Source organism: Paenibacillus sp. ALE2 (assembly GCF_054113385.1).
This window is the reverse complement of sequence record NZ_CM134213.1, coordinates 2,727,265-2,750,671: the sequence shown is the minus strand read 5'-3', so window position 1 is coordinate 2,750,671 and position 23,407 is coordinate 2,727,265. Positions and strand designations below refer to the sequence as shown.

General features: G+C 45.1%; 23 protein-coding genes and 1 riboswitch. Of the genes, 6 read left to right on the top strand and 17 right to left on the bottom strand.

Annotation, left to right across the window (positions count from 1 at the left end; translation table 11 throughout):
- The first annotated feature begins 6 nt into the window (after nucleotides 1-6).
- Nucleotides 7-885, top strand: a complete 879-nt coding sequence (locus ACXHJ1_RS11965) for a LysR family transcriptional regulator (RefSeq protein ID WP_457906109.1) — start codon at nucleotides 7-9, stop codon at nucleotides 883-885.
- 271 nt (nucleotides 886-1,156) lie between these two features.
- On the opposite strand, the gene ACXHJ1_RS11960 is transcribed toward ACXHJ1_RS11965, so the two are convergent.
- The gene (locus tag ACXHJ1_RS11960; protein WP_257126266.1) at nucleotides 1,157-1,285 is read right to left on the bottom strand and encodes a hypothetical protein; all 129 of its coding nucleotides are present in this window, start codon (nucleotides 1,283-1,285) and stop codon (nucleotides 1,157-1,159) included.
- Nucleotides 1,286-1,402: 117 nt separating this feature from the next.
- On the bottom strand, nucleotides 1,403-1,780 hold the full coding sequence (locus ACXHJ1_RS11955) for a hypothetical protein (RefSeq protein ID WP_164965081.1): 378 nt from the start codon (nucleotides 1,778-1,780) through the stop codon (nucleotides 1,403-1,405).
- 215 nt (nucleotides 1,781-1,995) lie between these two features.
- On the opposite strand from ACXHJ1_RS11955, the gene ACXHJ1_RS11950 reads away from it, so the two are divergent.
- Nucleotides 1,996-2,220, top strand: coding sequence for a helix-turn-helix domain-containing protein (locus tag ACXHJ1_RS11950; RefSeq protein WP_164965080.1), 225 nt, complete (start codon nucleotides 1,996-1,998; stop codon nucleotides 2,218-2,220).
- Between the two features lie 158 nt (nucleotides 2,221-2,378).
- Here the strand turns inward: ACXHJ1_RS11950 and ACXHJ1_RS11945 are convergent, their stop codons facing one another.
- Both ACXHJ1_RS11945 and ACXHJ1_RS11940 read right to left on the bottom strand, forming a co-directional pair.
- Nucleotides 2,379-4,142, bottom strand: a complete 1,764-nt coding sequence (locus tag ACXHJ1_RS11945) for an ATP-dependent nuclease (protein WP_457906108.1) — start codon at nucleotides 4,140-4,142, stop codon at nucleotides 2,379-2,381.
- Between the two features lie 453 nt (nucleotides 4,143-4,595).
- The gene (locus tag ACXHJ1_RS11940; protein ID WP_017427286.1) at nucleotides 4,596-4,955 is read right to left on the bottom strand and encodes a HesB/IscA family protein; all 360 of its coding nucleotides are present in this window, start codon (nucleotides 4,953-4,955) and stop codon (nucleotides 4,596-4,598) included.
- Between the two features lie 371 nt (nucleotides 4,956-5,326).
- Between ACXHJ1_RS11940 and mqnE the strand changes: the two genes are divergently transcribed.
- Complete coding sequence (gene mqnE / locus ACXHJ1_RS11935) at nucleotides 5,327-6,433, top strand: aminofutalosine synthase MqnE (protein ID WP_016820012.1); 1,107 nt, start codon at nucleotides 5,327-5,329, stop codon at nucleotides 6,431-6,433.
- 202 nt (nucleotides 6,434-6,635) lie between these two features.
- Nucleotides 6,636-7,703 carry an NAD(P)/FAD-dependent oxidoreductase gene (locus ACXHJ1_RS11930; protein WP_031462165.1) on the top strand — a complete coding sequence of 356 codons (1,068 nt, stop codon included), beginning with the start codon at nucleotides 6,636-6,638 and terminating at the stop codon, nucleotides 7,701-7,703.
- A gap of 116 nt (nucleotides 7,704-7,819) precedes the next feature.
- On the opposite strand, the gene ACXHJ1_RS11925 is transcribed toward ACXHJ1_RS11930, so the two are convergent.
- The gene (locus ACXHJ1_RS11925; protein ID WP_016820010.1) at nucleotides 7,820-8,077 is read right to left on the bottom strand and encodes a YuzB family protein; all 258 of its coding nucleotides are present in this window, start codon (nucleotides 8,075-8,077) and stop codon (nucleotides 7,820-7,822) included.
- 88 nt (nucleotides 8,078-8,165) lie between these two features.
- Here ACXHJ1_RS11925 and ACXHJ1_RS11920 point away from each other — a divergent pair, with 88 nt between their 5' ends.
- A complete protein-coding gene (locus tag ACXHJ1_RS11920) occupies nucleotides 8,166-8,411 on the top strand; it encodes a NifU family protein (protein WP_013372910.1) in 246 nt (81 codons plus the stop codon).
- 91 nt (nucleotides 8,412-8,502) lie between these two features.
- Here the strand turns inward: ACXHJ1_RS11920 and ACXHJ1_RS11915 are convergent, their stop codons facing one another.
- From ACXHJ1_RS11915 to ACXHJ1_RS11880, 8 genes are all read right to left on the bottom strand, one after another.
- Nucleotides 8,503-9,267: an SDR family oxidoreductase gene (locus ACXHJ1_RS11915; RefSeq protein WP_016820009.1), complete on the bottom strand. Its 765-nt coding sequence runs from the start codon at nucleotides 9,265-9,267 to the stop codon at nucleotides 8,503-8,505.
- A gap of 143 nt (nucleotides 9,268-9,410) precedes the next feature.
- Entirely contained in the window at nucleotides 9,411-10,253 is an 843-nt protein-coding gene (locus tag ACXHJ1_RS11910) for a MetQ/NlpA family ABC transporter substrate-binding protein (protein ID WP_016820008.1), read from the bottom strand.
- A 74-nt stretch (nucleotides 10,254-10,327) separates the two neighbouring features.
- Nucleotides 10,328-10,996 carry a methionine ABC transporter permease gene (locus tag ACXHJ1_RS11905; RefSeq protein ID WP_017427283.1) on the bottom strand — a complete coding sequence of 223 codons (669 nt, stop codon included), beginning with the start codon at nucleotides 10,994-10,996 and terminating at the stop codon, nucleotides 10,328-10,330.
- Nucleotides 10,993-12,015: a methionine ABC transporter ATP-binding protein gene (locus tag ACXHJ1_RS11900; protein ID WP_016820006.1), complete on the bottom strand. Its 1,023-nt coding sequence runs from the start codon at nucleotides 12,013-12,015 to the stop codon at nucleotides 10,993-10,995. The genes ACXHJ1_RS11905 and ACXHJ1_RS11900 overlap by 4 nt, the downstream gene beginning before the upstream one ends.
- A 136-nt stretch (nucleotides 12,016-12,151) precedes the next feature.
- Nucleotides 12,152-12,290: riboswitch (SAM riboswitch) on the bottom strand.
- Nucleotides 12,291-12,420: 130 nt separating this feature from the next.
- Entirely contained in the window at nucleotides 12,421-13,140 is a 720-nt protein-coding gene (locus tag ACXHJ1_RS11895; RefSeq protein WP_031462168.1) for a Cthe_2314 family HEPN domain-containing protein, read from the bottom strand.
- A gap of 55 nt (nucleotides 13,141-13,195) precedes the next feature.
- Nucleotides 13,196-14,962 (bottom strand): UbiD family decarboxylase, encoded by a 1,767-nt coding sequence (locus tag ACXHJ1_RS11890; protein WP_017427280.1) that lies wholly within the window; start codon nucleotides 14,960-14,962, stop codon nucleotides 13,196-13,198.
- A 129-nt stretch (nucleotides 14,963-15,091) separates the two neighbouring features.
- Nucleotides 15,092-16,024, bottom strand: a complete 933-nt coding sequence (locus tag ACXHJ1_RS11885; RefSeq protein ID WP_013372916.1) for a COX15/CtaA family protein — start codon at nucleotides 16,022-16,024, stop codon at nucleotides 15,092-15,094.
- A 215-nt stretch (nucleotides 16,025-16,239) separates the two neighbouring features.
- Nucleotides 16,240-16,584, bottom strand: coding sequence for a thioredoxin family protein (locus tag ACXHJ1_RS11880; protein ID WP_457906107.1), 345 nt, complete (start codon nucleotides 16,582-16,584; stop codon nucleotides 16,240-16,242).
- A 235-nt stretch (nucleotides 16,585-16,819) separates the two neighbouring features.
- On the opposite strand from ACXHJ1_RS11880, the gene ACXHJ1_RS11875 reads away from it, so the two are divergent.
- The gene (locus ACXHJ1_RS11875; RefSeq protein WP_457906106.1) at nucleotides 16,820-18,109 is read left to right on the top strand and encodes a DUF2515 family protein; all 1,290 of its coding nucleotides are present in this window, start codon (nucleotides 16,820-16,822) and stop codon (nucleotides 18,107-18,109) included.
- Nucleotides 18,110-18,126: 17 nt separating this feature from the next.
- Here the strand turns inward: ACXHJ1_RS11875 and ACXHJ1_RS11870 are convergent, their stop codons facing one another.
- The 4 genes from ACXHJ1_RS11870 to ACXHJ1_RS11855 form a co-directional block, all read right to left on the bottom strand.
- The gene (locus tag ACXHJ1_RS11870; protein ID WP_017427277.1) at nucleotides 18,127-19,761 is read right to left on the bottom strand and encodes a putative polysaccharide biosynthesis protein; all 1,635 of its coding nucleotides are present in this window, start codon (nucleotides 19,759-19,761) and stop codon (nucleotides 18,127-18,129) included.
- Between the two features lie 133 nt (nucleotides 19,762-19,894).
- Nucleotides 19,895-20,374, bottom strand: coding sequence for a DUF456 domain-containing protein (locus ACXHJ1_RS11865; protein ID WP_013372920.1), 480 nt, complete (start codon nucleotides 20,372-20,374; stop codon nucleotides 19,895-19,897).
- Between the two features lie 49 nt (nucleotides 20,375-20,423).
- Complete coding sequence (locus ACXHJ1_RS11860; protein ID WP_016819997.1) at nucleotides 20,424-21,173, bottom strand: Cof-type HAD-IIB family hydrolase; 750 nt, start codon at nucleotides 21,171-21,173, stop codon at nucleotides 20,424-20,426.
- Between the two features lie 81 nt (nucleotides 21,174-21,254).
- Complete coding sequence (locus ACXHJ1_RS11855) at nucleotides 21,255-23,333, bottom strand: peptidoglycan D,D-transpeptidase FtsI family protein (protein ID WP_457906105.1); 2,079 nt, start codon at nucleotides 23,331-23,333, stop codon at nucleotides 21,255-21,257.
- Between the last annotated feature and the right edge of the window lie 74 nt (nucleotides 23,334-23,407).

Genomic DNA, 23,407 nt, shown 5'->3' with positions numbered 1-23,407 from the left:
TCACTTATGACTATTACTCAGATTATGATCTTTGTTCGCGTAGCTGAAACACTAAACTTTACCCAGACTGCCCATGAGCTGCATATGACGCAACCTGCGGTCAGCCATGCCATCGCCAGTATCGAGAACGAGCTCGATGTCCAGCTATTGCTGCGCGACCGAAAAAAAGGCGTGCTCCTGACAGATATCGGACACAAGGTGCTGCTGCAATTCCGCATGATGCTGCAAAGCATGGAAAAGGTGCAGCAGCAGGTGGCCGCTGAAAAAGGCTTAGATGTGGGTACGATCACGATTGGTGCCTTTCCTTCTGCCTCGGCCTATTTTCTGCCCCCGATTATTGATCATATTCGTCAGCACTATCCGAACCTTGTTTTCGATTTACACGAAGGTTCCACGAATGAAGTCAAGGAGTGGGTACATACCAGAGAAATTGAAGCGGGAATCATCCTGTTGCCAGACCCTGAGGTAGATGTAATTCCTTTATGTCAGGATGACATGGTTATTCTCCTGCCTGACGGTCACCCTTTTCAATCGCGCGACAAAATCGCCATCCGAGACTTGAATCAACAGGAGATGATCTTTTGTAAAGGTGGACACGAGGTCGCCATTATGGAAGGTTTTGAACGTGAGCAGAGTCAGTTGCAGGCACAATTCATTACTCACAATATCAGCACCCTCGTCAGCATGGTCCGACAAGGACTAGGTATGGGCATTGTCTCTTCACTCGCCTTATCCACGTTCCCCCATGATCTGACCGTCAAGGAAACCACGCCTCTGATCACGCGTCAAATCGGTATCGCTATCCCCTCTCTACACAATGCTTCACTTGCTGTACAGTTATTTGTGCGTACTGCGCAGGAGCTGTTTACGGATTTGAATCAATAGAGCATATATGCAGAATTATGAAATCATCGAATACAAGGAAAAGCTGCGTGTGGCAACTATCACCACTTGTAGAAAAGGGAACAGCCCTATGTTATACTGGAAACAGAAGATATATCATTTACCCACATGTCATATAAACTATGACATGTGGGTAAAATGAGAATAGCCGCGATGTACCACCATCGCGACTATCTGACAAAGGCCGGTGGGCGACCACGGCGAGAATTTCATACTACGTACGAAAAACCACCGGATTGCTAGGAGGCCAAACCTATTCCCGGTGGTTTTTCTTGTCTTTTCGTGATTGTTTCCAGGATTGAACCAAAGCCTTAAGACCAGTAGTAATACTGACCAACTTCAGCACAAAATCAAGAATCTTCACGATTAGATCAAATGACACGGCGTCACCCCCTCTCGGGCTAGCTTCGCCGTATCTTCCACCGGTTATTTTGTCCAAATTATTATATCATAAATAGGAAAATTGGAATATAAAGAGTGAGAAAAGGAGAATAAAATATTAGTCGTGAGGTGTCACTTTGTTTTTTACAAGGTTAAGCTCAATATGGGTTCGGCCATGCAACCATAGCAATTCATCCATTAAAAACGCCAATCCGTCCTTACTACGCAAACGCTCGATCATTTCTGTAACGACTTCCATAATCTCACGCTGCACATTCTTCGCTAATTGGAGACCCCCACTTTCCCCATCTACATAAAGTTGTGGATGATCTGGCTGTTCAACCTTTCGTACATGACGCAGACATAATATCCCATGTTCAAGATAAAAAAAATAGTTACGATTATACAGAACTCCCTCAAATAATTCATACATAAGAGGATCATCATCAAGTCCACACACCATAACAGCTCGCTTTAATTCAACTGATCCAGTCATAAAAAATCATTCATCTCCTATTTCATTAATCTTTTGTTAAACAAAGAACAAATATTATATTTATATGTAATTAATGTACGACTTCTTAAACATATAATACATCTTTTCGTTATAAATCACAACACTTATCAAATAAAATGTACGCATTATTGTAATTTAAGTTTGACTTCTCTAAGATTTAAGTACATATAATAAATAATAGAGGAGGATTACTTATGGGATTAAAACCAAGTTATAAACCAATGGAAATCACTCTAATTAAACGAGATAAAACACGAACCTACCTTCGTACTCAATTAGGAATATCACCATCGACTTTGGCTAAAATGTCTAATGGGGAATTTGTAGCAATGAGTGTCATTGCACGTATATGTGAGGAATTGGATTGTAAAATTGAAGAGGTTGTAGAGTTTATAGAGGAACAACCGTTAGATATATAAAAATAGCGCTAACCTTTTGGGGTAGCGCTATTTTTATAACTTACTATGTGTTTTTTATGTTAAACTCAATTGCTTACGATTTATTCTGCTTTTACTATTAAAAAGAAGTACACTATGAAGTTTTTAAACTAGCAGATAAATTTCAATTAATAATATATCTACTCGTTAACAACGGATTCTATGTCATGGTCTGCTATTACCCATAATGGTTCACCAGTTAGACCTTTATCTTTCACATATTTACTTACTTTTCTAGTTAAATCCACTATGTTTCTATACTCAACCATACAATTATTTTCATTCCCAAGCACACTATGAATTATCTGAGCCAATCTATCAGCTACACCATTACCTTCTTCAATTAATATACTCCATGCACCGAATGGTTTTGATCCTCCTGTAAAACCATCAAAATATTCTCCTTCAAAATTAGGAACAGATAGGAATGATTTTATGCTTAAACCATATGCTTTACCTACGCTAATCTCATTAATAATATTTTGATTCATCGTCCACATTGAATTAACTATGTACTTCTCCTTTCGTAGTACTTTAGGATTATCAGAATCATGAATGATACTATAATTGACTTTAAAGTGGTTTAGAATTTTGGAAACAGTAACGATATTTGCCTTCCCCAAGCAATTAATAACATGGATACAATCTTTTTCGATTTTCCCCATTTGCATGAGAGCTTTAACAACAGTAACTTCTGTTTCTCCTTCAACAAGTAAGTTATGGGATGAAAAAAAGAATTCATTAAAATAAGGGTTGCAGTAATTTAACATTTTGAGATTTTCTTTGTCGTCAGCGGTAAATTGTGCTTCATCTGTGGAAAACGTATTAACAGCGTGCTGAGTATCCTGGGATTTTTCGATTCTTATAATAGTTGTGTGATCTTTAGTTAAGTCAATGAAAACAGAGGAATGACTTGAAACCATTACCTGCCAATCTTCATGTTCTGCAATTGCATATAATGATTCCATAGCGCTTCTTATAGCACTTGGATGTAAAAATGCCTCAGGTTCCTCTAACAATAATATTTTTTTTGTACCTATTCCAACTGGCTTCTTTTTTACTTGATGTCTTCCTGTATCTGCAAGCATCTTTAAGGCTGACCACAAAAAAGTTCGCTGCAAGCCAGTACCGTGATTAGAAAGTGGAGCTAAATGTTGGTCACTATTTCCTAAACGTATAAAGCTTCCACTACCTATAAGTTTGTCAGGTTCAATTTTGCTTGCTTGTGGGTCAATTCGAATTACAGTTGCTTCAGGGAATACTTTCATCATTTCTTCGGAAACCATATTACAGGAATTACTTAATTCTTCTGATATTTCTGTTTGAACATCTTCTGCTAACTTTTTAATATCTCCTAGAAGTTGTTGAACTTTCGACTTATCTTTTTTTGTATTCTGTTTAATAGCATCTATTAGTATTTCAAGTATTTTCTTTTCCAGTTCGGAAGGATCATCCAATGGTGATATCTTAAGCGGTGTAGGAATTCTATTTGTTAGAATGGTGTCTAACCCCCCTAATCCCCCTTTTTCATACTGACCAGTTGTAGGATCATAGGAAAACTTTTCACCACCTACATCTGGCGCAGACCATTGGTATTGAGCTTTTATACAATTTTTATAACCTAATTCTCCATCATCATGTATCCACTTTCCAGCTATTTTATCTGCTTCATTAATGTCAATGAAAACCCCCGTGATTCGAGGCTTATTTTTAATATCTTCGTTATGGAAATCCTTAATTTTTAACGCAGCGCCCGTTGATGCAAATGCCTCATATGCTGATAATATTGTTGTCTTACCAACATTATTTTTGCCAATTAAAACAACAATATTATCAATTTTTACTCTTACCCCATTAGAACCAATACCACGATAGTTCTCAATTATTAATTCCGCCAACTTCATACTTAAGACTCTCCTTTTTTTGATAGACATACCTAATAGACCTAATCATTCATCCTAGTAGGTCTAAAATACTATACATTGCAAAACAATAGAATATGTTTCCTTTTGTTAAACTTTTTCTTTTCTTTTTTTATATTTAGTACCTTTTACAGTAGAGTGAAAGTCAATAATTTCTCCAATTAATAAATATTAGATCCTTGTGCCTACTTGGTTATCAGTTTTTTATACATTCAATTGTTATCCCTTATGTATTCGACTGATATTTGATACTCTGTAAAAGCTTTTAGGCCTATCCTATAGTATGATAAGAGCTTTTTACCAAAGCTAAAAAGCCTTTTGAAATGTGTCCAGTATCAAGCACAGTTTCAAAAGGCCATGATTATTAATTTTACTTATAAAATTTAGAATCAATAGTTTGAAATCCCGAGCAGGACAAGCAAACCTAATACATAATTAACAAGGTTCTTCGCTTGGTTTTCCTGCATCAGTAGCTGTACGGAAGCTTGAACCACAGCCGCATGTAGCTACAGCGTTTGGATTATGAATGGTAAAGCCGCCGGACATACCGGACTCTTCAAAGTCGATTTCCAGACCGTCCAGGTAGCGGATGCTTTCCTTTTCCACGACTACTTTCATATCCTGTACATTCATATATATATCCTGATCCGTCTCGTTGTCGTCAAAGCCCATGGCGTACGAAAATCCGGTACATCCACCTGGCGTAACACCCAGACGTAAAAACATATTCGGCGTTTCCTGCTGCTCCAGCATTTCTTTCAGGCGTTCAGCAGCGGAATCGGTGATGTTAATCATAGCTCCATCCTCCTCTTTTACTTCATGCTCCCCTTCAGTATACTCTCTTATTTGCAGGTGCTCAAGTCATGGAATGTCCTTCCGTTACAGGCTTAAACACCTCTTTTTCTACTCGTTTGTATTGAACACCAGTGGTGTGAGGTTTATAATAGGTGAAGAGTGTGTTAAAGAAACTGTCGGAAATTTGTCATTTCAAAGGCGAAATTATGAGACATCCATCATTGTAGCCTGGCATTGTAACATTTTTCACATATCGTATATCCGCGCTGCCGGATTTTACCGACGGAACGGGACATCCTGTGCGCATCAAGCGCTTGTGCCGCTAATTCGGCGGACAGCCTCGCACAGAGCAACTTGAAGGAGGAATAGGCATGTCCACATTAGTTACACCTTTTACAGACCGCAGAATGGCGGAAATTGTAGAAAAGGTACAAAACGGGATTCGTTTGAACCTCGAAGATGGTATATATTTGTATGAAACTGACGATATTCTCACACTGGGCCAGTTGGCTAACGAAGCTAATTTACGCAAGAACGGTAAAAAGGTTTATTTTATCGAAAACATGAGCCTGTACTTCACCAATGTATGCGAAGCGCGCTGCGCGTTCTGCAATTTCCGCAAGGATCAGGGGGAGGAAGGCTCTTATACGTTGTCTGGGCAGGAAATGATTGATTATGTAGAGCAACATATCCATCCAGGCGTAAGAGAATTCCATATCGTCGGCGGTCATAATAATCATGTGCCTTTCCAATACTATGTAGATTCATTGAAGGCACTGAATGAAAAGTATCCCAACGTTACACTGAAAGCATACACTGCAGCGGAAATTGACTTTTTCACACGCATAAGCGGCTTGAGTGTTAAAGAAGTTCTTCAAGAGCTGCAAAAGGCAGGACTTCAATCTCTGACTGGTGGTGGCGCGGAAATCTTATCTGATGAATATCGGAAGAAGATGCGTGTTACCAAAGCCAATGTGGACCGCTATCTTGAAGTACATCGTACGGCCCACAATCTCGGTATGAAAACTCATACGACGATGCTGTACGGTTCAGTCGAAACTTATCAGGATCGTATTGAGCACATGCTGCAAATTCGTGAATTGCAGGATGAAACAAATGGATTTATGGTATTTATCCCACTGTCCATGCAGCCGAAAAGCAAAAACGCCAACATCATGCGCCGCAACTCTGCTTACGAGGATCTCAAAACCATTGCGATCAGCCGTTTGATGCTGGACAATATCGACCATGTTAAAGCTTACTTCATTAATATTGGTCCGCAATTGACGCAGGTCGCTCTTACCTTTGGCGCATCTGATGTCCATGGCACGATTGTGCGTGAGCAGATCAGCCATGCCGCAGGTGCGTTGACTCCTGCCGGATTGACCCGCAAAGAGCTAATCTGGCTGGTCAAAGGTGCTGGACGCATACCTGTAGAACGTGACACCTTCTATAACGAAATCGAAGTTTTCGAATAAGTGTAACATCGGATTCAGATTTCCCGCGTGCATTTTATCCCCATTACTCACACCAAGCAGCCTCAAGCTGCCCCGGAACACGTCGGTCTGTCTGCTAAAGGCAGGCCCCTTTCCGGGCTTTACAACAACAAAACTTGTGCTAGATCGACAAGACACCAGACCATTTGCCGGGGACACGGTAACGAAAGGACGGCGGATTTTGATGAAAAATTTCGTTATTCTAGGGGGCGGCTATGGCGGCCTTACCATTGCCAAAGAATTGCTGGATAAACACATTCCCGACGATATTCAAGTTATTTTAGTGGATCGGATGCCCTTTCAGGGGCTGAAAACAGAATACTATGCCCTTGCGGCAGGTACCGTATCTGATTTTGATTTGCGGGTACACTTTCCGGATGAACAACGTCTTATTCGCAAATACGGAGAGGTCACTTCGATGGATCTTGAGAATAAAATGGTCCATTTTCAAGACGGTGAGCCTTTGCCCTATGACCAGCTTGTCATCGCGCTAGGTTGTACTGACCGCTTTCATAATACACCGGGAGCTGAAGAATACAGCTGTACGATCCAATCCTTTAATCATACCCGCCAAACGTATCTGCGCTTGAATGAAATCAAGCCTTATGGACATGTCCATATTGTAGGTGGCGGTCTAAGTGGGGTCGAGATTGCTGCGGAGTTACGTGAAAGCCGCGCGGATTTGAATATTACGATTATGGATCGGGGCGAGCGGGTGCTATCAGCATTTCCGCAGCGTTTGTCTGCTTATGTACATGCCTGGTTCAAGGAGCATCAAGTGAATGCGCTGAATCACGTTGCGGTTTCCCGTATTGAGCCAGGGGCTATTTACAACCGTGATGAGCCAATTATGACCGATGCTGTAGTATGGACAGCCGGGATTCAGCCCGTTAAAATTGTGCAGGATTTAGCAGTTCCTAAAGACCCTCAGGGTCGCATCGTGCTAAATGAATATTATCAAATACCGGATCATCCTGAAGTGTACGTCGTCGGAGACTGTGCGAGCCTTCCTTACTCTCCAAGCGCTCAGGCGGCAGAGGTGCAAGGTGAGCAGATTGCCCACATTGTACGCGACCTGTGGAAAGGCCAAACGCCTCACCCGCATCCTTTAAAGCTACGTGGTACATTAGGTGCACTTGGCAAGAAGGCCGGGTTTGGTTATGGCTTTATGGGCAGTACCTCTTTGCGTGGACGAGTGCCGCGTCTGCTGAAGAGCGGTGTGCTCTGGAAGTCCAAACGCCATTTTGGCTAATTGGATATTCAACAACAAAGAAGACCTGCTTTCAGAGCAGGTCTTCTTTGTTGTTGCATCTATGAATAATACATATTTCCTACAAGAGGAAGCTGGCTTGCCGATGACTTCTATTTTTAATCCAAATCCAGGTTGTCCCATGCTTCGGCTTCTTTAATTTTGTTTAGAATCACTTCGTACAGAAGCTCTGCTGAATCTGCGGATACAATTTCACCATTAACCATCGCATAAGGCTCAGCGTTACACTGACCGCAATTGCTTAGGCAGCCGTATTCAATCACATCATAATCCGGGTTCTGTTCTAGTTTGGACATAATCTCATCGGTACCAAAATGCATATTACTGGTGCAAAATTCAATAATAGGTCTTAACATTTTTTTCACCTGCTTTGGATGACGGGCATTTTAATTTGGCCCGCTTTGTAATATAATAAATAAGGTATAGGAAAGGAGTTGAATTCTAATGAGCGAAGCACAAAGCGTTCAAATGTATGATGAAGTAGCAGACGTACTGGATAAGCTCCGTCCGTTCCTGCAACGCGATGGCGGTGACGTTGAGCTGGTTGACGTTGAAGATGGTATCGTTAAGCTGAAGCTGGTAGGCGCTTGCGGCAGTTGCCCAAGTTCTACAATTACGCTGAAGGCAGGGATTGAACGCGCTCTTCTCGAAGAAGTCGAAGGCGTCCAAGAAGTGGTACAAGTATTCTAATGCTTGATGCATAATGATCAGAGAGTCTTGACTTCGGTAACGAAGCTCAAGACTCTTTTTTGTGTTACAACGTCTAAAGGATCTCTCGATCTTATATGGTTGGCCGAATGGGGTCCAACCCTCCGGACACATCCATAATATTACCCGTTATAAAATCCGAATGCTCCTCACACAAATAGGCGATCACTCGCGCAATGTCCTCTCCGCTTCCTGGACGCCCACGCGGTGTCTCTGTATCCTGCATGCCGATGACATCGGCAATCGACTTTTCCTTGTTCGCTCCTCGGATATCCCCGGGACAGATCATATTGACCGTGATGCCATGGGGAGCTTCCTCTACAGCCAGTGACTTCGTAAAAGACACCAGCCCCACCTTAGCAGCTGCGTAGACGGCGCGATGCGGCCAAGCCCTTGCTTCTCCAGCATGACCAAAGCCAAAATGAATAATACGTCCCCATTGCTGGCTACGCATGTGCGGCAATACCAAATGATCCAGCAACATGGTACCGACCAGATTCCCCTGTATCATGGCATGAATCTCAGCTACACTATAATCCGCAAACAGACGGCGTTCCCGGATGAACGGTCCGGCATTATTCACCATAATATCGACTCCGCCCAGCCGATCCTGCACTTCACCGATCAGCCTGGTGATATCTTCCTGAACCGAGATATCTGCTTGTAAAGACAGGCAGCGTACTCCCTTAGACTCAATTACCCGCTTAAGCGCTTCGGCTTCAGCCTGGCTATGGACATAATTCAGGGCAATGTCACAACCTTCATCAGCGAGACGCAGAGCGGTCATTTTACCTAAACCTTTGGCACTACCCGTTATGAGTGCGACTTTGTCTCTCAACAGTTTTCCTCCTCTTCACAGAGAACGGTCACCCCCAAGTATAAAATATTTAAGCAATCCCTACAACTCCAACCAAAAAGAAACCCCAGTCCTCTTGTTCAAGAGAAGCTGGGGTTTACGTTCAGCGCATTCTTAGTTTCTGCTTAAAATGCAGGGATAATTGCGCCTTGATATTTATCTTCAATGAATTTTTTAGTTTCTGGAGATTGCAAAGCTTTAAGCAGTTTTTGGATCGCTTCGGAATCTTTATTATCAGGACGTGCTACCAGTACGTTAGCATATGGTGAATCTTTGTCTTCCAGTGCCAATGCATCCTTGGTCGGATTCAGCTTGGCTTCCAAAGCGTAGTTCGTGTTGATCAACGCAATATCCACTTCAGGTAACTGACGTGGCAGCATAGCTGCTTCCAGCTCCTTGAACTTCAGGTTTTTCTTATTTTCAGTAATATCTTTTACAGTAGCTTCAATGTTGCTAGCATCTTTCAGCTTGATCAGACCTTGTTTCTCCAACAGCAGCAATGCACGACCTCCATTGGTTGCATCGTTCGGAATGGCTACTGTTGCACCATCTGGAAGTTCATCAAGCTTTTTATATTTTTGGGAGTAGATACCGAATGGCTCCAGATGAACCGCGCCAACAGAAACCAGATCCATTTTACGCTCTTTGTTCATCACATTCAGGTAAGGTACATGTTGATAAAAGTTAGCATCCAGTTGCTTGTCAAACAATTGCACGTTCGGCTGTACATAGTCGTTAAACTGAACGACTTGAAGACGAACCCCTTCTTTTTCCAACTGAGGCTTGATTGCTTCCAAAATTTCTGCATGAGGCACAGGAGAAGCTCCAACTTTCAGTTCGACTTCACGGGGTGACCCGCCTGTATTTTCGGCCGCATTGTTTGTATCCGATGTTGTGCTCTTTGTACCGCAAGCAGCCAGTACCGCAATTAATGTCAAGCTCAATACAGCCAATACCCATTTCTTCATGTTGTTACCCCTCCAATAATTTGTAATATTCAGGATCAGACGTCCTGATCAATAAGGATATCTATATGTTTTCCCTATTTTCGAGTATAATGCCGCACGAGGCGATCTCCTGCCATTTGCAGCAATTGTACCAATACGATCATCAGCACGACCGCAACGATCATTACAGCCGTTTCGTAACGATAATAGCCGTAGTTGATTGCCAGCGTACCCAGTCCACCGCCCCCGATCATCCCGGACATTGCCGTGTAGGATACGAGTGTAACGACGGTAATGGTTAATGCGGCGAGTAGGCCCGGCAGTGCCTCACGTAACAGCACACGCCGGATAATTTGTCCTGTCGAAGCCCCCATCGCTTGTGCAGCCTCAATGACACCCTTGTCCACTTCACGCAGAGACGTTTCGACAAGACGTGCGAAGAAAGGAGCAGCACCGATAACCAATGGCGGAATGGTTCCCAGCACCCCGGTCGAGGTACCTACCAACGATCGTGTAAAAGGAATAAGTGCAACGATCAAAATGATAAATGGTACGGAACGCAAAATGTTAACGACGAAAGATAATACAACGTATATCACCTTCATCAGAGTCAACGAGGAGCGGCTCGCCAGAAACAATAATATACCGAGCGGCAAACCAATAACGAGGGTGAACAATGCAGACGCCCCGAGCATCTGAAGGGTTTCCAGAGTAGAATTCCCTAGCTCTTCCCAACTCACTTGCGAAAAATCAAGTTCGCTCATTGTCCGATCACCTCCACATCGAGTCCTTGCCCTGACACTTCGCGCAGCGTATGTTCTATATCTGAATGGTTTCCTTCAAAACGAACGATCAGCTGTCCATACGGTACGTTTTTAATCGTAGAGATGGTGCCCTGTAAGATTGCAAAATCAACCCCCGTACTTCGAGCCGTACGCGATAGAATTGCATCATAAGTTTTACTGCCCAAGAAGGAGATACGTACCACCTGTGCCGATTCGCCGCTACCTGCTGCTGCAATCGCTGCTTGTAATTCCTCAGGATGTTCTGCCTCCCGCTGGATAAAATCCTTAGTTACCTGGTGCTGTGGCTTCAAAAACACTTCCGCCACCGGACCTTGCTCCACGATATCGCCCTCATGAATGACGCCAACTCGATCACATATACTTTGAATGACATGCATCTCATGAGTAATCAATACGATAGTCAAATTAAAGCGCTGGTTAATATCCAACAGCAATTTCAGGATAGACCCTGTCGTCTGCGGATCAAGCGCAGACGTCGCTTCGTCACACAGCAGCACATGCGGATCACTAGCCAGTGCCCGTGCAATCCCTACCCGCTGCTTCTGTCCACCTGAGAGCTGTGACGGATATTTTCCACTGTGTTCTTTCAGTCCCACCAATTCCAGCAGCTCGCGAACTTTCTTGTCTAGCTCCTGCTTTGGGGTATTTACCAGCCGCAATGGAAATGCAATGTTGTCATACACTGTCGCCGAAGACAACAAATTAAAATGTTGAAAAATCATTCCGATTTTTCGGCGTTGCTTCTGTAACTGGGCTTGACTCACAGTCACAAGGTTAACCCCATCTACCCATACTTCGCCTGAAGTAGGGCGTTCCAATAAATTAATACAGCGGATCAACGTACTTTTGCCCGCCCCGGAATGACCAATCACCCCGAATATTTCTCCACGCTTTATAGAAAGGTTCAACCCGGACAACGCATTAACGCGTCGGTTACCTTTACCATAATGCTTGGTTAATTGCTTAAGCTCTATCAACGTGCTGCGACCTCCTTCACTTCTTTCTTACCCTGTTAACCAGTTATCATCTCTCGGGATTGTATAAAATCACTATTTATTTATACAAAAAAGAGCCCCTTTCACAGAATGAAAAGGGCCCCACCTTGCGAACCTTTTCTCATCTGCCAAAATCGCTATAACTCTAGCGGTTTTGTAGGAATTAGCACCATATGTTCCCTCCCGGTGCATTACACCGGGAAAGAACGGGTTGCCGGGCTTCATCGGGCCAGTCCCTCCACCTCTCTGGATAAGAAAAATATGTTAAACTCCAGCTTTAGCTGTCCGTTAAGTTTATATAAAAAAAATAATTCAAGCATTTTTCTGAAACTAGGTTTCAGTATAGATAGTTTACATTGCTTTGTCAAAGGATATTTTCTGTCATAATTATGGGCGCACTGCCCGGTTCTCCCATTGTTTCGCAGTATAAGAAAATGCTTTTGATAGCGACTGGCATACCATTTCCAAGCCCTGCTGCAAATCTTCCAGATGGTGATCAAGGTCCTCCAGTTGGATTTTTCCATATAAAGCACGGTGACGTTGCCAGAGATCGTCCTGCATTTCCGTGTTCATATAATGTATTTCCGTATTTCGACGCTTACGCAAGCGATTGATGGCATCGTTGTATGTGTCCTTGATATCATTTAAATTATCAGTCAATACAGGATGCATTTTGAGATACTTGAGCTGTCTCAACACGGTAAAATACGAATAATGCGCCTTATACTGCCCTGTTTTTAAATCATACAAATCATTCATCCAATTACCAAGCTTATCCAAAATAGAGAATACCCGCACAAACCCATCCTTATAAAAGAAAACATACAAAGCATAATCGGATTTTTCATCCTTGCTCATATCTTCAGCGTATCCGGCTTTCACTTTCATACGGAAAAAGGCGGCAGCATGATGGCTCTGCTCCAGTTCATCCAAAGACGACATCAGACCACGTGTTAAAATATCCGCCTTCCGAAAGTCATGGGTAGGATCACCACTGGCCTGGATTTGCCGTTCCAGCAAATGTAACATGTCTGACATGCTATTCATGGCATCCAGCAGGACGCCATGATTTTCACGTGGGGGCTCGCCCAACAGCTTGCGTATCATGCTTCACGCCTCCTTCATATCTTTAAAATCCGGCTGTTAGATGCTTGAATAGGCGTCAAGCGAAATAACTCGTCCACCGTTGATCTACAAGCTTAACTATATCCTCACGCGGTAGCACCTCATCAGGGTAGCCTGGCTTCATACGTGCATCCACTACAATCGGCAGCTTATAGTTCAGGTGATGCAAACGTACTTCGCTGTCGGCGTACATATCTGTAGCGGGGTTAAAGCGTGTGAATACCGTCCACAGGAACGAGGCTTGAGAGCGAACAACTTCTTTGGCATCGTCCACGATAAAGACAAGCGGCCACTCTTGCTCACCCGCAGCTAATCGCTCCAATACACGCGCAGCGAGTTCAGGCTCCTGCTCAAAGGACGAGCCGGATATAACGAGGCAACCTCCGCAATAGGGTTCGATTTCACGAATTCCCGGCAGATCGCCGCCTTCATAAACGCGAGGCAATTCACGCACAGGCTCGCCTACCCCCATCAGAATCGCCTTGCTGCCGTGATTCAGCTTGCGGCCCGTGTAATCGAGTGTATCGTGAGACGTATGGTTAAAAATAAACAGATCTCTGGCTGGATTAAATCGCTCCAAAATGGTTTCTAGCAACAGGTTAAAGTCGGATAAATCGATCACCCGATCCGTCAGCATCAGGAATTTGGTCAACGACAATTGACCTTGACCCAGAATGGTAAAGCCGGATACCAGCGCTTCACGGGAGTAGCTTTCACGTACGACTGCCGCTGCCAGCGCATGTACACCTGTTTCTGCATATGCCCATAACGACTTGACAGAAGGCATCACAAGCGGATAGGCGGGCGACAACAGACGTTGCAAAAATTCGCCGAGATAGTAGTCTTCCTGCCGTGGCTTACCTACAATGGTTGCCGGATAAATGGCATCTTTGCGGTGATGCATATGTTTGACATGAAACACAGGGAAATCATGTTGTAATGAGTAATAGCCAAAATGATCGCCAAACGGCCCTTCCGGGCGACGTTCATGAGGCGGCACATAGCCGCTGATCGCAAACTCGGCTTCTGCCGGAATGCGATGGCCTCCAAGCGGGTCTTCTGTCATGGGCAGCTTGCCCCCCATAATCAGAGAAGCCAGCAACAGCTCTGGCAAGTTTTCCGGGGCAGGAGCAATGGCAGACGCAATCAGAGCAGGCGGGCCACCGATGATGATCGTCGTAGGCAACGGCTCATTACGCAGCTCTGCCTCATGATAATGGAAGCCGCCGCCTTTATGGATTTGCCAATGAATCCCAGTCGTCTGATCATCATAAATCTGGATGCGATACATCCCCAAATTATGATCCTTGGACTGACCTGGCTTTTCGGTATACACGAGCGGAAGCGTAATGAACGGTCCTCCATCCTCGTGCCAGCTGGTCACTCTAGGCAGTGGAGCCAGCGGAGCATCAGTACGGCGAACTCCCAATACAGGAGCTTCGTTATGAGATACTGTTTTTAGACCTACTTTTAGCATGTCCTTAATCAGCCCACGTTCATTCCACAACGCTTTGGGGGTAGGTGGAAGCAACGTTTTGGTCGCACCTACAATTGCATCCATCAGTTGCTCTGGACGAGGGCCAAAAGCCATGTCCACACGGCGATTCGTACCGAACAAATTACTAGCTACAGGAAACGGGGTTCCTTTGACATTGGTAAACAGCAGTGCCGGACCTTCTTCCTCAATGACTCTCCGGTGGATTTCAGCCAGCTCCAAATAAGGATCGACAGGTGCTTCTATAATTTTAAGATCATTTTCTTTACGCAGCGCTTCAATAAATTGGCGCAAATTCTGGTAGATCAACTGGATGATTCCTCCTAAGCAAATCAAGCCCTCGAGAAACTCGTGGGCCTGGTTTGTTTCTTATGATGTTATTATACGTGTTTCAACGCCTCTTGGGCAAAATACGTTTTATAATGATCTATGAAATGCTTAGGTACGCTGTGCTTGGGTCGGAACAAGCTTGCGGTCCGGTGACAATTGCCATACACGATAGCTCAGATAAGCCAAAATGGAGAACAACGATGCAATCACCAGCATATGTCCCAGCACGATAAACATGTAAATTTCAGGTCTGTTGACGTACAGCAAGATAATGCCAATCACCACTTGAAGAATGATCAATACGACCGATACGACACCCAGTGTACGAATATCCCGGTGATTCGGGTGATAACGGTACGAGTAGTGACCCACAGCCAAAATAATGACGAACAGCAGTCCGGCTGAAATCTGATGAAGCAGCAGTGGAGATATGAAGCCCCCAATATTTACAACCTTCTGGATGACCGAATGACTAAGCAACGCTCCTGAATAAACAGCAATATAGGTATAGATCGTTGATAGCCATATAAAGTTACGATAGCCCCGACTGACACGCCCTGGAATCAGACGTGGAGTGTAGCGTGAATCCGCATGCTCCTGCCAGGCTCCCAGCGTCATCATAGTCGCACTGGCAAAAGCGATAAGCGCAAAGCCAAAATGCAGTCCCATGACTGCAGCCGATTGGGAGAAGATGACAGCCAATGCCCCCATCGCACCTTGTATGATAACAAACAATAGCGTAAGCAACGAGAATAGCTGTAAATCCTTCCGATGCTTCATAAACAGCAAAAAGCCGACAAACGAGGCGATAGAAAGAATTCCGGCCATGGCACTGACGGAGCGATGAGAGAACTCAATAAGGGACGCGATGGTATGTGCCGGAACCAGCTTACCATTACAAAGCGGGAATTCTCGTCCACAGCCGAGACCCGAATCCGTTCGCGTCACGACACCTCCACCGAAGGTAGCCAAAAACATGACAATACATGTTACGAGTGCCAGCCATTTTAATATTCTGATTTTGTTATTCAATGAATTCACCCGTATCCTTCCAAATATAATATTTATTCACTTTAGATGTTGTGAAATGATCACTTAAAGTAATTATAACTGATATATCGTTCCTTGACATACGAGCTTTGTTGACAAAATGTGAACGTGTCCGTAAGAAAGCCGCCTCCTTCGGAAGGAAGCGGCTTTCTGTATATCGTGATGATTAGGTTTCCCTTCGGAGCCCTCATACATACCGTTATCATTTATTTTGCCAAGTTAGCATGGACTTCTAAAGCCCGGTCCAAAAACTGCTCGATTTCCTCACGGGATTTACGCAGCCTGTTCACCAGACGTACCAGTTCTCGCCCTTCACTGTAAGCGATAAAGCTGGGAATCCCTAGAACATTTTGCTCTTGACTGACACTTTCGGCCTGCTCTACATCAATTTCAATTAATGTAAGCTTGTCTGCATATTGTTGTTCCACATCAGGCATGAACGGATCAATAAAATGACAATCTCCGCACCAGTCCGCCTTAAACACAGCTACCGTTACACCTGAAGTGGATATTGCCTTATTAAAGTCTTCATGAGAGACGATTTTTTGCATACATAATTCCTCCTTGAACTTCTTTTATGCAGGAAATCCTGTAGTTTCTATTGTAACGCCAAGTGAAGCTTTTGCACACTCCCCTATTATGCTCACATGCCGATTGGAAGCCCTCTCATTGAGGCATACTAAAGATATACTTAAGAATCCACATAAGCGACGACATTCTAACAGCATACCCAACATACTTAGTGGAATACGGGGATGCCTGCACTTGAAAGGAGGTTATTTAAACATGTCTCTCACCGAATGGCTCCATGTGGCATCTCGACAGCTTCAGGGAGGGCTCAAGCTACTGAGCTCCGTTCCGCGTGTTGCGGAGGAGGCATGGGAGGGCAAACGTGCGGCCTGGATCGAATCCCGTAAATTACGCTATCCCTTACGTGAACTGCCGTGGGATTATCATTCGGCACAAGCCGCCATGAATGAAGCTGAAGCATTAATGCTGGTGAACGGACCCGCTACGCGTCCCTCTTCTCTTAATATGCCCTTATGCGAAACAGACTGTGAGCTGCTGGAGCGGATCAAGAACGATACAGCACAGGAGAATCGCAGCAACATCACGCGCACTGCCGCTTACCTTGAATGCTATCGTGGCTACCCGGAATTACACTGGGCATTACTGGCCCATCTGGTTTCTCGTAATGGCGGCTATAATATGACTGATCTGAAAGGAGAGCTCATTGGCGACCTGTTTGGCGAACAGGAAAAGGAGTGGCTGTATCGACTACTTGAGCGCTGTAACGCCCTTATTTTTCAGGACGCTTATCCACAGTTGCAGCTTTACATGCACAGCCGTCATTTGGGACGAAGTTGCTTCCATTTGTTGCCCTATTTTCACGTTTCGCCATTCATGAAGCCCTTTTGGGAACGTTTCTGGGCTTGGCGGGATAGTTCTCTTTTGACGGTGGCGCTCATTATTAATGAACAAAACTATATTGAAGGACGTGTCCTGAAAGATCCGTATTTTCAAAAATTTGTGACACACAAGCCGGGCTTTTATTTGCATGACTGGCTTCAGCTCAATCAAGTTATATTTCCGCTTGGGCTAAACGGTGGCCTTGCCGGACTTGTCATGGAGCGTTTCGGCCATCTGGACGAGCGGATCGGCTTTGGCAAAAGTCTCTACGCTATGTTATTTGGCCATCAGCAGGTACTGGATCAGGCATCCGCATTTGCTGCCAGCGTGCCGCATACCGGTTCTCGCAGCGACTATTGGCCGGGACTGTTCACTCCGAATGAACAAAAAGCGCTGCGCTCTCCAGAAGAGAGTGCAACGCTTTTAGCACATGAATGGCTCCCGCCAAGTCAACGTCTGTACAGCCCAGAACTGAACGCCGTCTGGTCAGATACAGCCTATGATCCGATTCCCCGTTATGACTGGTTTCAGGACGGTTCTACACTTGGGCATATCAGTGAACCAAGACGGCCTCTGTTATTTGCTATGCGCCATGAGCATCGCCACGGCATTCAAAAAACAGCAATGGCCCATGATGCTCATAATAGCTTTAGATCCTTTCATTGAACAGAGGAAGGATTCTTTTAGCTTCGTTGTCCAGTGGACTCACGCTGTAGGCGCATTAACGGACGCAATACCTTCTGCAACATACGCGGATAGTTGCCCAGCTCGTCCTTGCGCAATACGCGCAATACAACCAGCAATACCAAGTAGCATACCAGTACAACCGCTCCGGCAATACAGCACGCGATCAAGAAGGCTACACGCGCAGGCATCAGGTGTACCAGCAAAATGCAGGCTTCATTTACTCCGTACCCGATAGCGCCCGAGACTACGACAGCGGTTAGGAAGCCTGCCCAGCGACGGCCCATGATTGAGAAAGTAACAATACCTTTCAGCACACGCAAATTCAGCAACGTAATGACGAGAAAACATAATCCGGTTGCGGCAATAATTCCGTAAATTCCAAGCCAACCAGCCAGCAGCCAGCTCGCTGCCAACTTCACGACGATACCAACCATCACATTGACCATTGAAATACGCGGCTTGCCCATACCGATCAATATCGAATTAGAAGTCATCATCGTAATCTGGAAGATCGTTCCGAGTGTCAAAACAGCGATAATTCCGCTGCCTCCAAGCGAGCTGAACAACAGACCATTAATAGAATATGCAGTTACACATAAAGCCAGCACAATCGGCATTCCGGTCAGAATAGAGATACGCAAGGCAAGCGTCATCTGATTTTGTAAATGCTGTTCATCCTTACGGGCAAAAGCCGCCGAAATGATCGGAATGAGCGATTGACTGAGTGCAATGGCCAAAATTGGAGGAATACCTGCCACACTCTGTGCCCTAGAGCCTAGATAACCCAACTGAGTAGTCGCCTGATCCAATCCCACTTGTCCAGACAGCAGTCTAACTACAATCGACGTATCAATAAAATTAACCGCCGGAACCGTCAGAGACGACAATACGATGGGAATAGAGAGCTTAAAAATATCTTTGTAAATGCGCATCATAGGTAACGCGGAGCTTTCCTCTTGGAATTGCTCTTGACGATCTTGGCGATCCTGACGACGCAGTTTCACCGTGTAATACAACATGACCGCCAGAGCGCCGAGACTTCCCATGACACCCCCAAAGGAGGCACCCGCCGCAACCTCACGATCTCCATAGCCAAGCTTCAAAATAATAAAGGCGAGCAGAATTGCGGTTGCTACCCGTGCGACCTGCTCCACAATTTGTGAAATACCGCCTGCGGTCATATTACCACGTCCTTGGAAGTATCCACGCATCATGGCAATAGCAGGAAACAACAGCAAAGCGGGTGCCAAAGCCTGAATAGCCAAAGCAGACTGCGGAACCCCTGCTACATGCTCGGCAAAATAAGGCGCTCCAAAATACAGCAGCGCCGTAATGATAATACCCGCCACGGCCGCGAATATCAAAGCCGCACGATACACACGTCGCGCTTCCGCAGGCCGATCCAGTGCGTAGCGTTCCGAAACCATTTTACTCAGTGTGCTAGGAATACCGGCCGTAGCGACCGTGAGCAGCATCAAATAAGCGTTGTTCGCAATGGTAAACGAGGCGTTCCCGACGGAGCCGAGCAAATGCTCCAATGGAACGCGCTGTACCAGACCCAGCACTCTGGCCACCAAAGCGGCAGCGGCTAAAATAAGCGTACCTTTAAGGAATGTTTCTTTATTGGACAAAATGCGTTCCCTTCTTTCTTGCTGTTCACATGCATGCAAAAGCTCCGCAAAAAACAGTCATGGCCTGAGCCATCACCGGTGCGGAGCCGCATGTCGATTCTGTCTCTGTAAATCATAATAAACGAATCTCAGGTTAAAACACCCAAATTAAGAATACAATAATCATGGCAAGCTGCAAAATTACTTTCATCACGGTGCTAGTAAATAGGCCCAAGACGGAGCCAAAGCCCACTTTTATAGCTCGATCCAGCGGGGCTTTACCAATCAGCTCACCCAGCACAGCACCGATAAATGGTCCCAAAATCAAACCGAATGCTGGAATAACAAAGGGGCCAATAATGATTCCCACAGTACTAAGGATCGCTGACAGACGCGAGCCGCCAAATCGCTTGACTCCCCACGCATTCACAGCATAATCCGCAATAAAAAGGGCAACGACGATTAGTGTTTGTATAATCCAAAACAATGCATTGTATGGAGCAAACGAGAAAAACCAGCCGTATACAAAAAATGCAAAATAAATGGCGAGCGCCCCCGGCAATACGGGATACACCGCTCCCGCCATGCCCACAATGAACAGTACAATGACAACAATCCAACCTACAACGTCCATGGGCCTCCTCCTTCTCGTCTATTCATCTTGCTTGTGCACCATCATTTTATTACACAAGCACATAATCTCGAATCACTTCTACAATGCCGTCCTCATTATTCGAAGCCACAACCACATTAGCGGCTTCTTTTACCGTATCCTGAGCATTCCCCATCGCTACACCCAGTCCAGCCGCTTGAATCACAGCCAGGTCATTCAAACTATCACCTACGGCAACCACCTGCTCCATGGTAATGCCGAGCAGGTCGCACACTTCAGCGATGCCACTGGCTTTGGATATACCAGCTGGATTAATTTCCAGATTCGTCATCGAAGAATTGGAAATTTCAAGTCCCCCCATATCCTGAAGCTTGAGCAAAATTTGATGGCGAATTTCGTCATTTTCCGTATTATAACCGAATTTGAGCCATTCCTGTGTATCCAATGTGTCCGGCCAACGATCTCTGTTGTATAACTCCTCGGTTGAGTAAGCCCAGAACCAGGAGCCTGTTTCTACGGCAATCTGGTGCATCTTGCGAACAAGCTCCTTATCAAGTAAATAGCGGCGCCACAATTCGTGAGGTGATTTCCATACTTCACTGCCGTTTACAGTTACCATTGGCGTCTCCAGGCCGAGTTGCTGACCGTAAGGTAAAGCATGCATCGCTGCACGCCCAGTAGACAAGCATACATGAATCCCTTCCTGAATCGCCTTATTAATCCAATTAATCGTTTCCAGGCTTATTTCATGATTATCGTTCAGTAAAGTTCCATCCATGTCGAGCGCAAGCAGTTTGTATTTATATTGGTTTTCTCCCATGGTCTCTCTTCCTCCTGTTGTCCCTTATGTCCAACGACATTTTACCATGAAAAAGAGAAGCCCACAAAAGTATTCAAGTCCTTAATTCGCTGCCAGAGGCTTTTTGGGAATACCATCAAGCCCGTATACTTCGTCATACGCATCAAATATTTTACGCGCAACGGGTCCCGCGCTCGTCGCACCAAAGCCCCCCTCCGGGATGATCACGGCTACAGCCAGCTTCGGATTTTGACGCGGAGCAAAAGCGATAAATACCCCATTATCTTTAACCGTACGTCCCACCACCTGCTGAGAAGTCCCCGTTTTGCGGGCATAGTCATAGGGAAATCCGTTAAAGGCTTTAACATCGGTAGCCATGCCGCGAATCACAGTATTCCAGTACGTATCTGAAAAAGCGACCTCATTCAGCACCTTCGGCTTAAACTCACGTACGAGATTCCCCTGGTCATCCACAATTTTACTGACTAGATGAGGCTGCATTCGCTTGCCCTTGGTTGCCAGTACAGTCGTATACTGGGCCAGCTGCATCGCTGTATATTTCCCCTGCTGACCAAAGGATGCCTGTACCAAACGTGTCAGTGCACTTTCATGCTTACTGGTGTACTCCAGTCTGCCTGCCCACTCACCGGGCAGATCGACTTCCGTCGGTACACCCAGTCCAAATTGCTTCATATACTTGTCCCATGCATCAATTCCCTGATGCATTCCTGCATTACTTCCGTATTTGGCATACAGCGGCTTGCCGATCATATCGACCATGAACGTATTTGACGAGACCTCAATCGCCCTACTAGGTGTTAGTGAACCATACACATGTCCGCCTGAATTACCGACTCGGCTGGAGCGATTTTTTCCATAGTACGCACTTCCTGTATCCTGATATGTTTGTCCAGGCGAAAACAGATTTTCCTTCAACCCGATCAGCACAGTCAGCGGCTTAATGGTTGAACCCAGCAGAACCGAGGATTCCGGGTGCGGACCCCCTTTTCCACTAGGTACAGATTTAATCGTTCCGTTCCCCATTTTATGCTGAATATCGTCATACACTGAAGGCGACGCACTTCCCGTTTTCCATACATTCGAGTCATAGTCCGGCATGCTGGCCATTGCTACGATATGTCCGGTCTCTACCTCCATTGCTACAGCGAAGCCAGTAGTTGCATCCTGATGAAGTTTACCCGATACGGCATGGGTACGAAGCCAGCGGAGTTGATCCATAATCGCCTGTTCAGTTTTTTGTTGAATTTCCTTGTTGATGGTAGAGTACAGATGGTGACCTTTCGCTGGAGGTGTAATGGATCTAATACCCTCCGGCATGCTTCGAGGGTTAACCTCTACCGTTTTATAGCCGTTTTTCCCTCTTAACTCGTCTTGATACTGAAGCTCCAAGCCATCATATCCGACTGTTTCGCTTTCCGAATACACTTCTTCCGGTCTTAGAACCTCCGAATTGGCTTCATACAACTCTTTATATTTGGGTCGGTTCGCCCGAGCTCCTTTGAATTTGTACATATATCCAATCGTTTGCACTGCCACCCGATCCGGGTCATAATGGCGTACACTTTCTTCTATAACCTCTATACCTGGAAACTCTGTTCGATGCTCCAGAAAATAAGCAATTTCCTTCTGACTCAGGTCGGATTTGACCAAACGTGGGGTGAATCCCCTATATTGAATATAATCCGGGTCGAGTCGTTGTATAATTTCCTTTGCATCAAGTCGCTCTCCTTCGCTATGCCCCAACTCGTTTAATTTGCTAGCAAGTTTGCCAGCAAAAGCATTAAGCTCAGGGAGCAGCTTGTCCCCCGGCTTGCGACCTTTCTCCGTACGCTTGCTATAATCCTTAGGCAAAGTCACATACAGGGACTGCATTGGAGTCGAATATGCCAGTCTAACCTTACCCGTGGAGTCATAAATCGTACCGCGACTCGGGGTTAGCGGAACATTTTTTGTATTTATGGATTGCTGCTGGCCCTTCAGCTCCTCTGATTGTATAAACTGCAATACAGCTAGTCTGGTAATGATCAGGGCAAACAGCACAAAAACACTAAAAAACAGTAGGTTGGTTCGTAAAACCGTCCGCTGTTTTCGCGTTTCTTCGTCCTCTTCACCAATTTTCTTTTTGAATGAAAATTTTTTATCCAAACTTCCTCTGTCCATATTAGCTGATCATTACTCCTTCCAATAGGTCTCATATTCCTGATCCTACCATATTTGAAACAAGAAACAAGGAA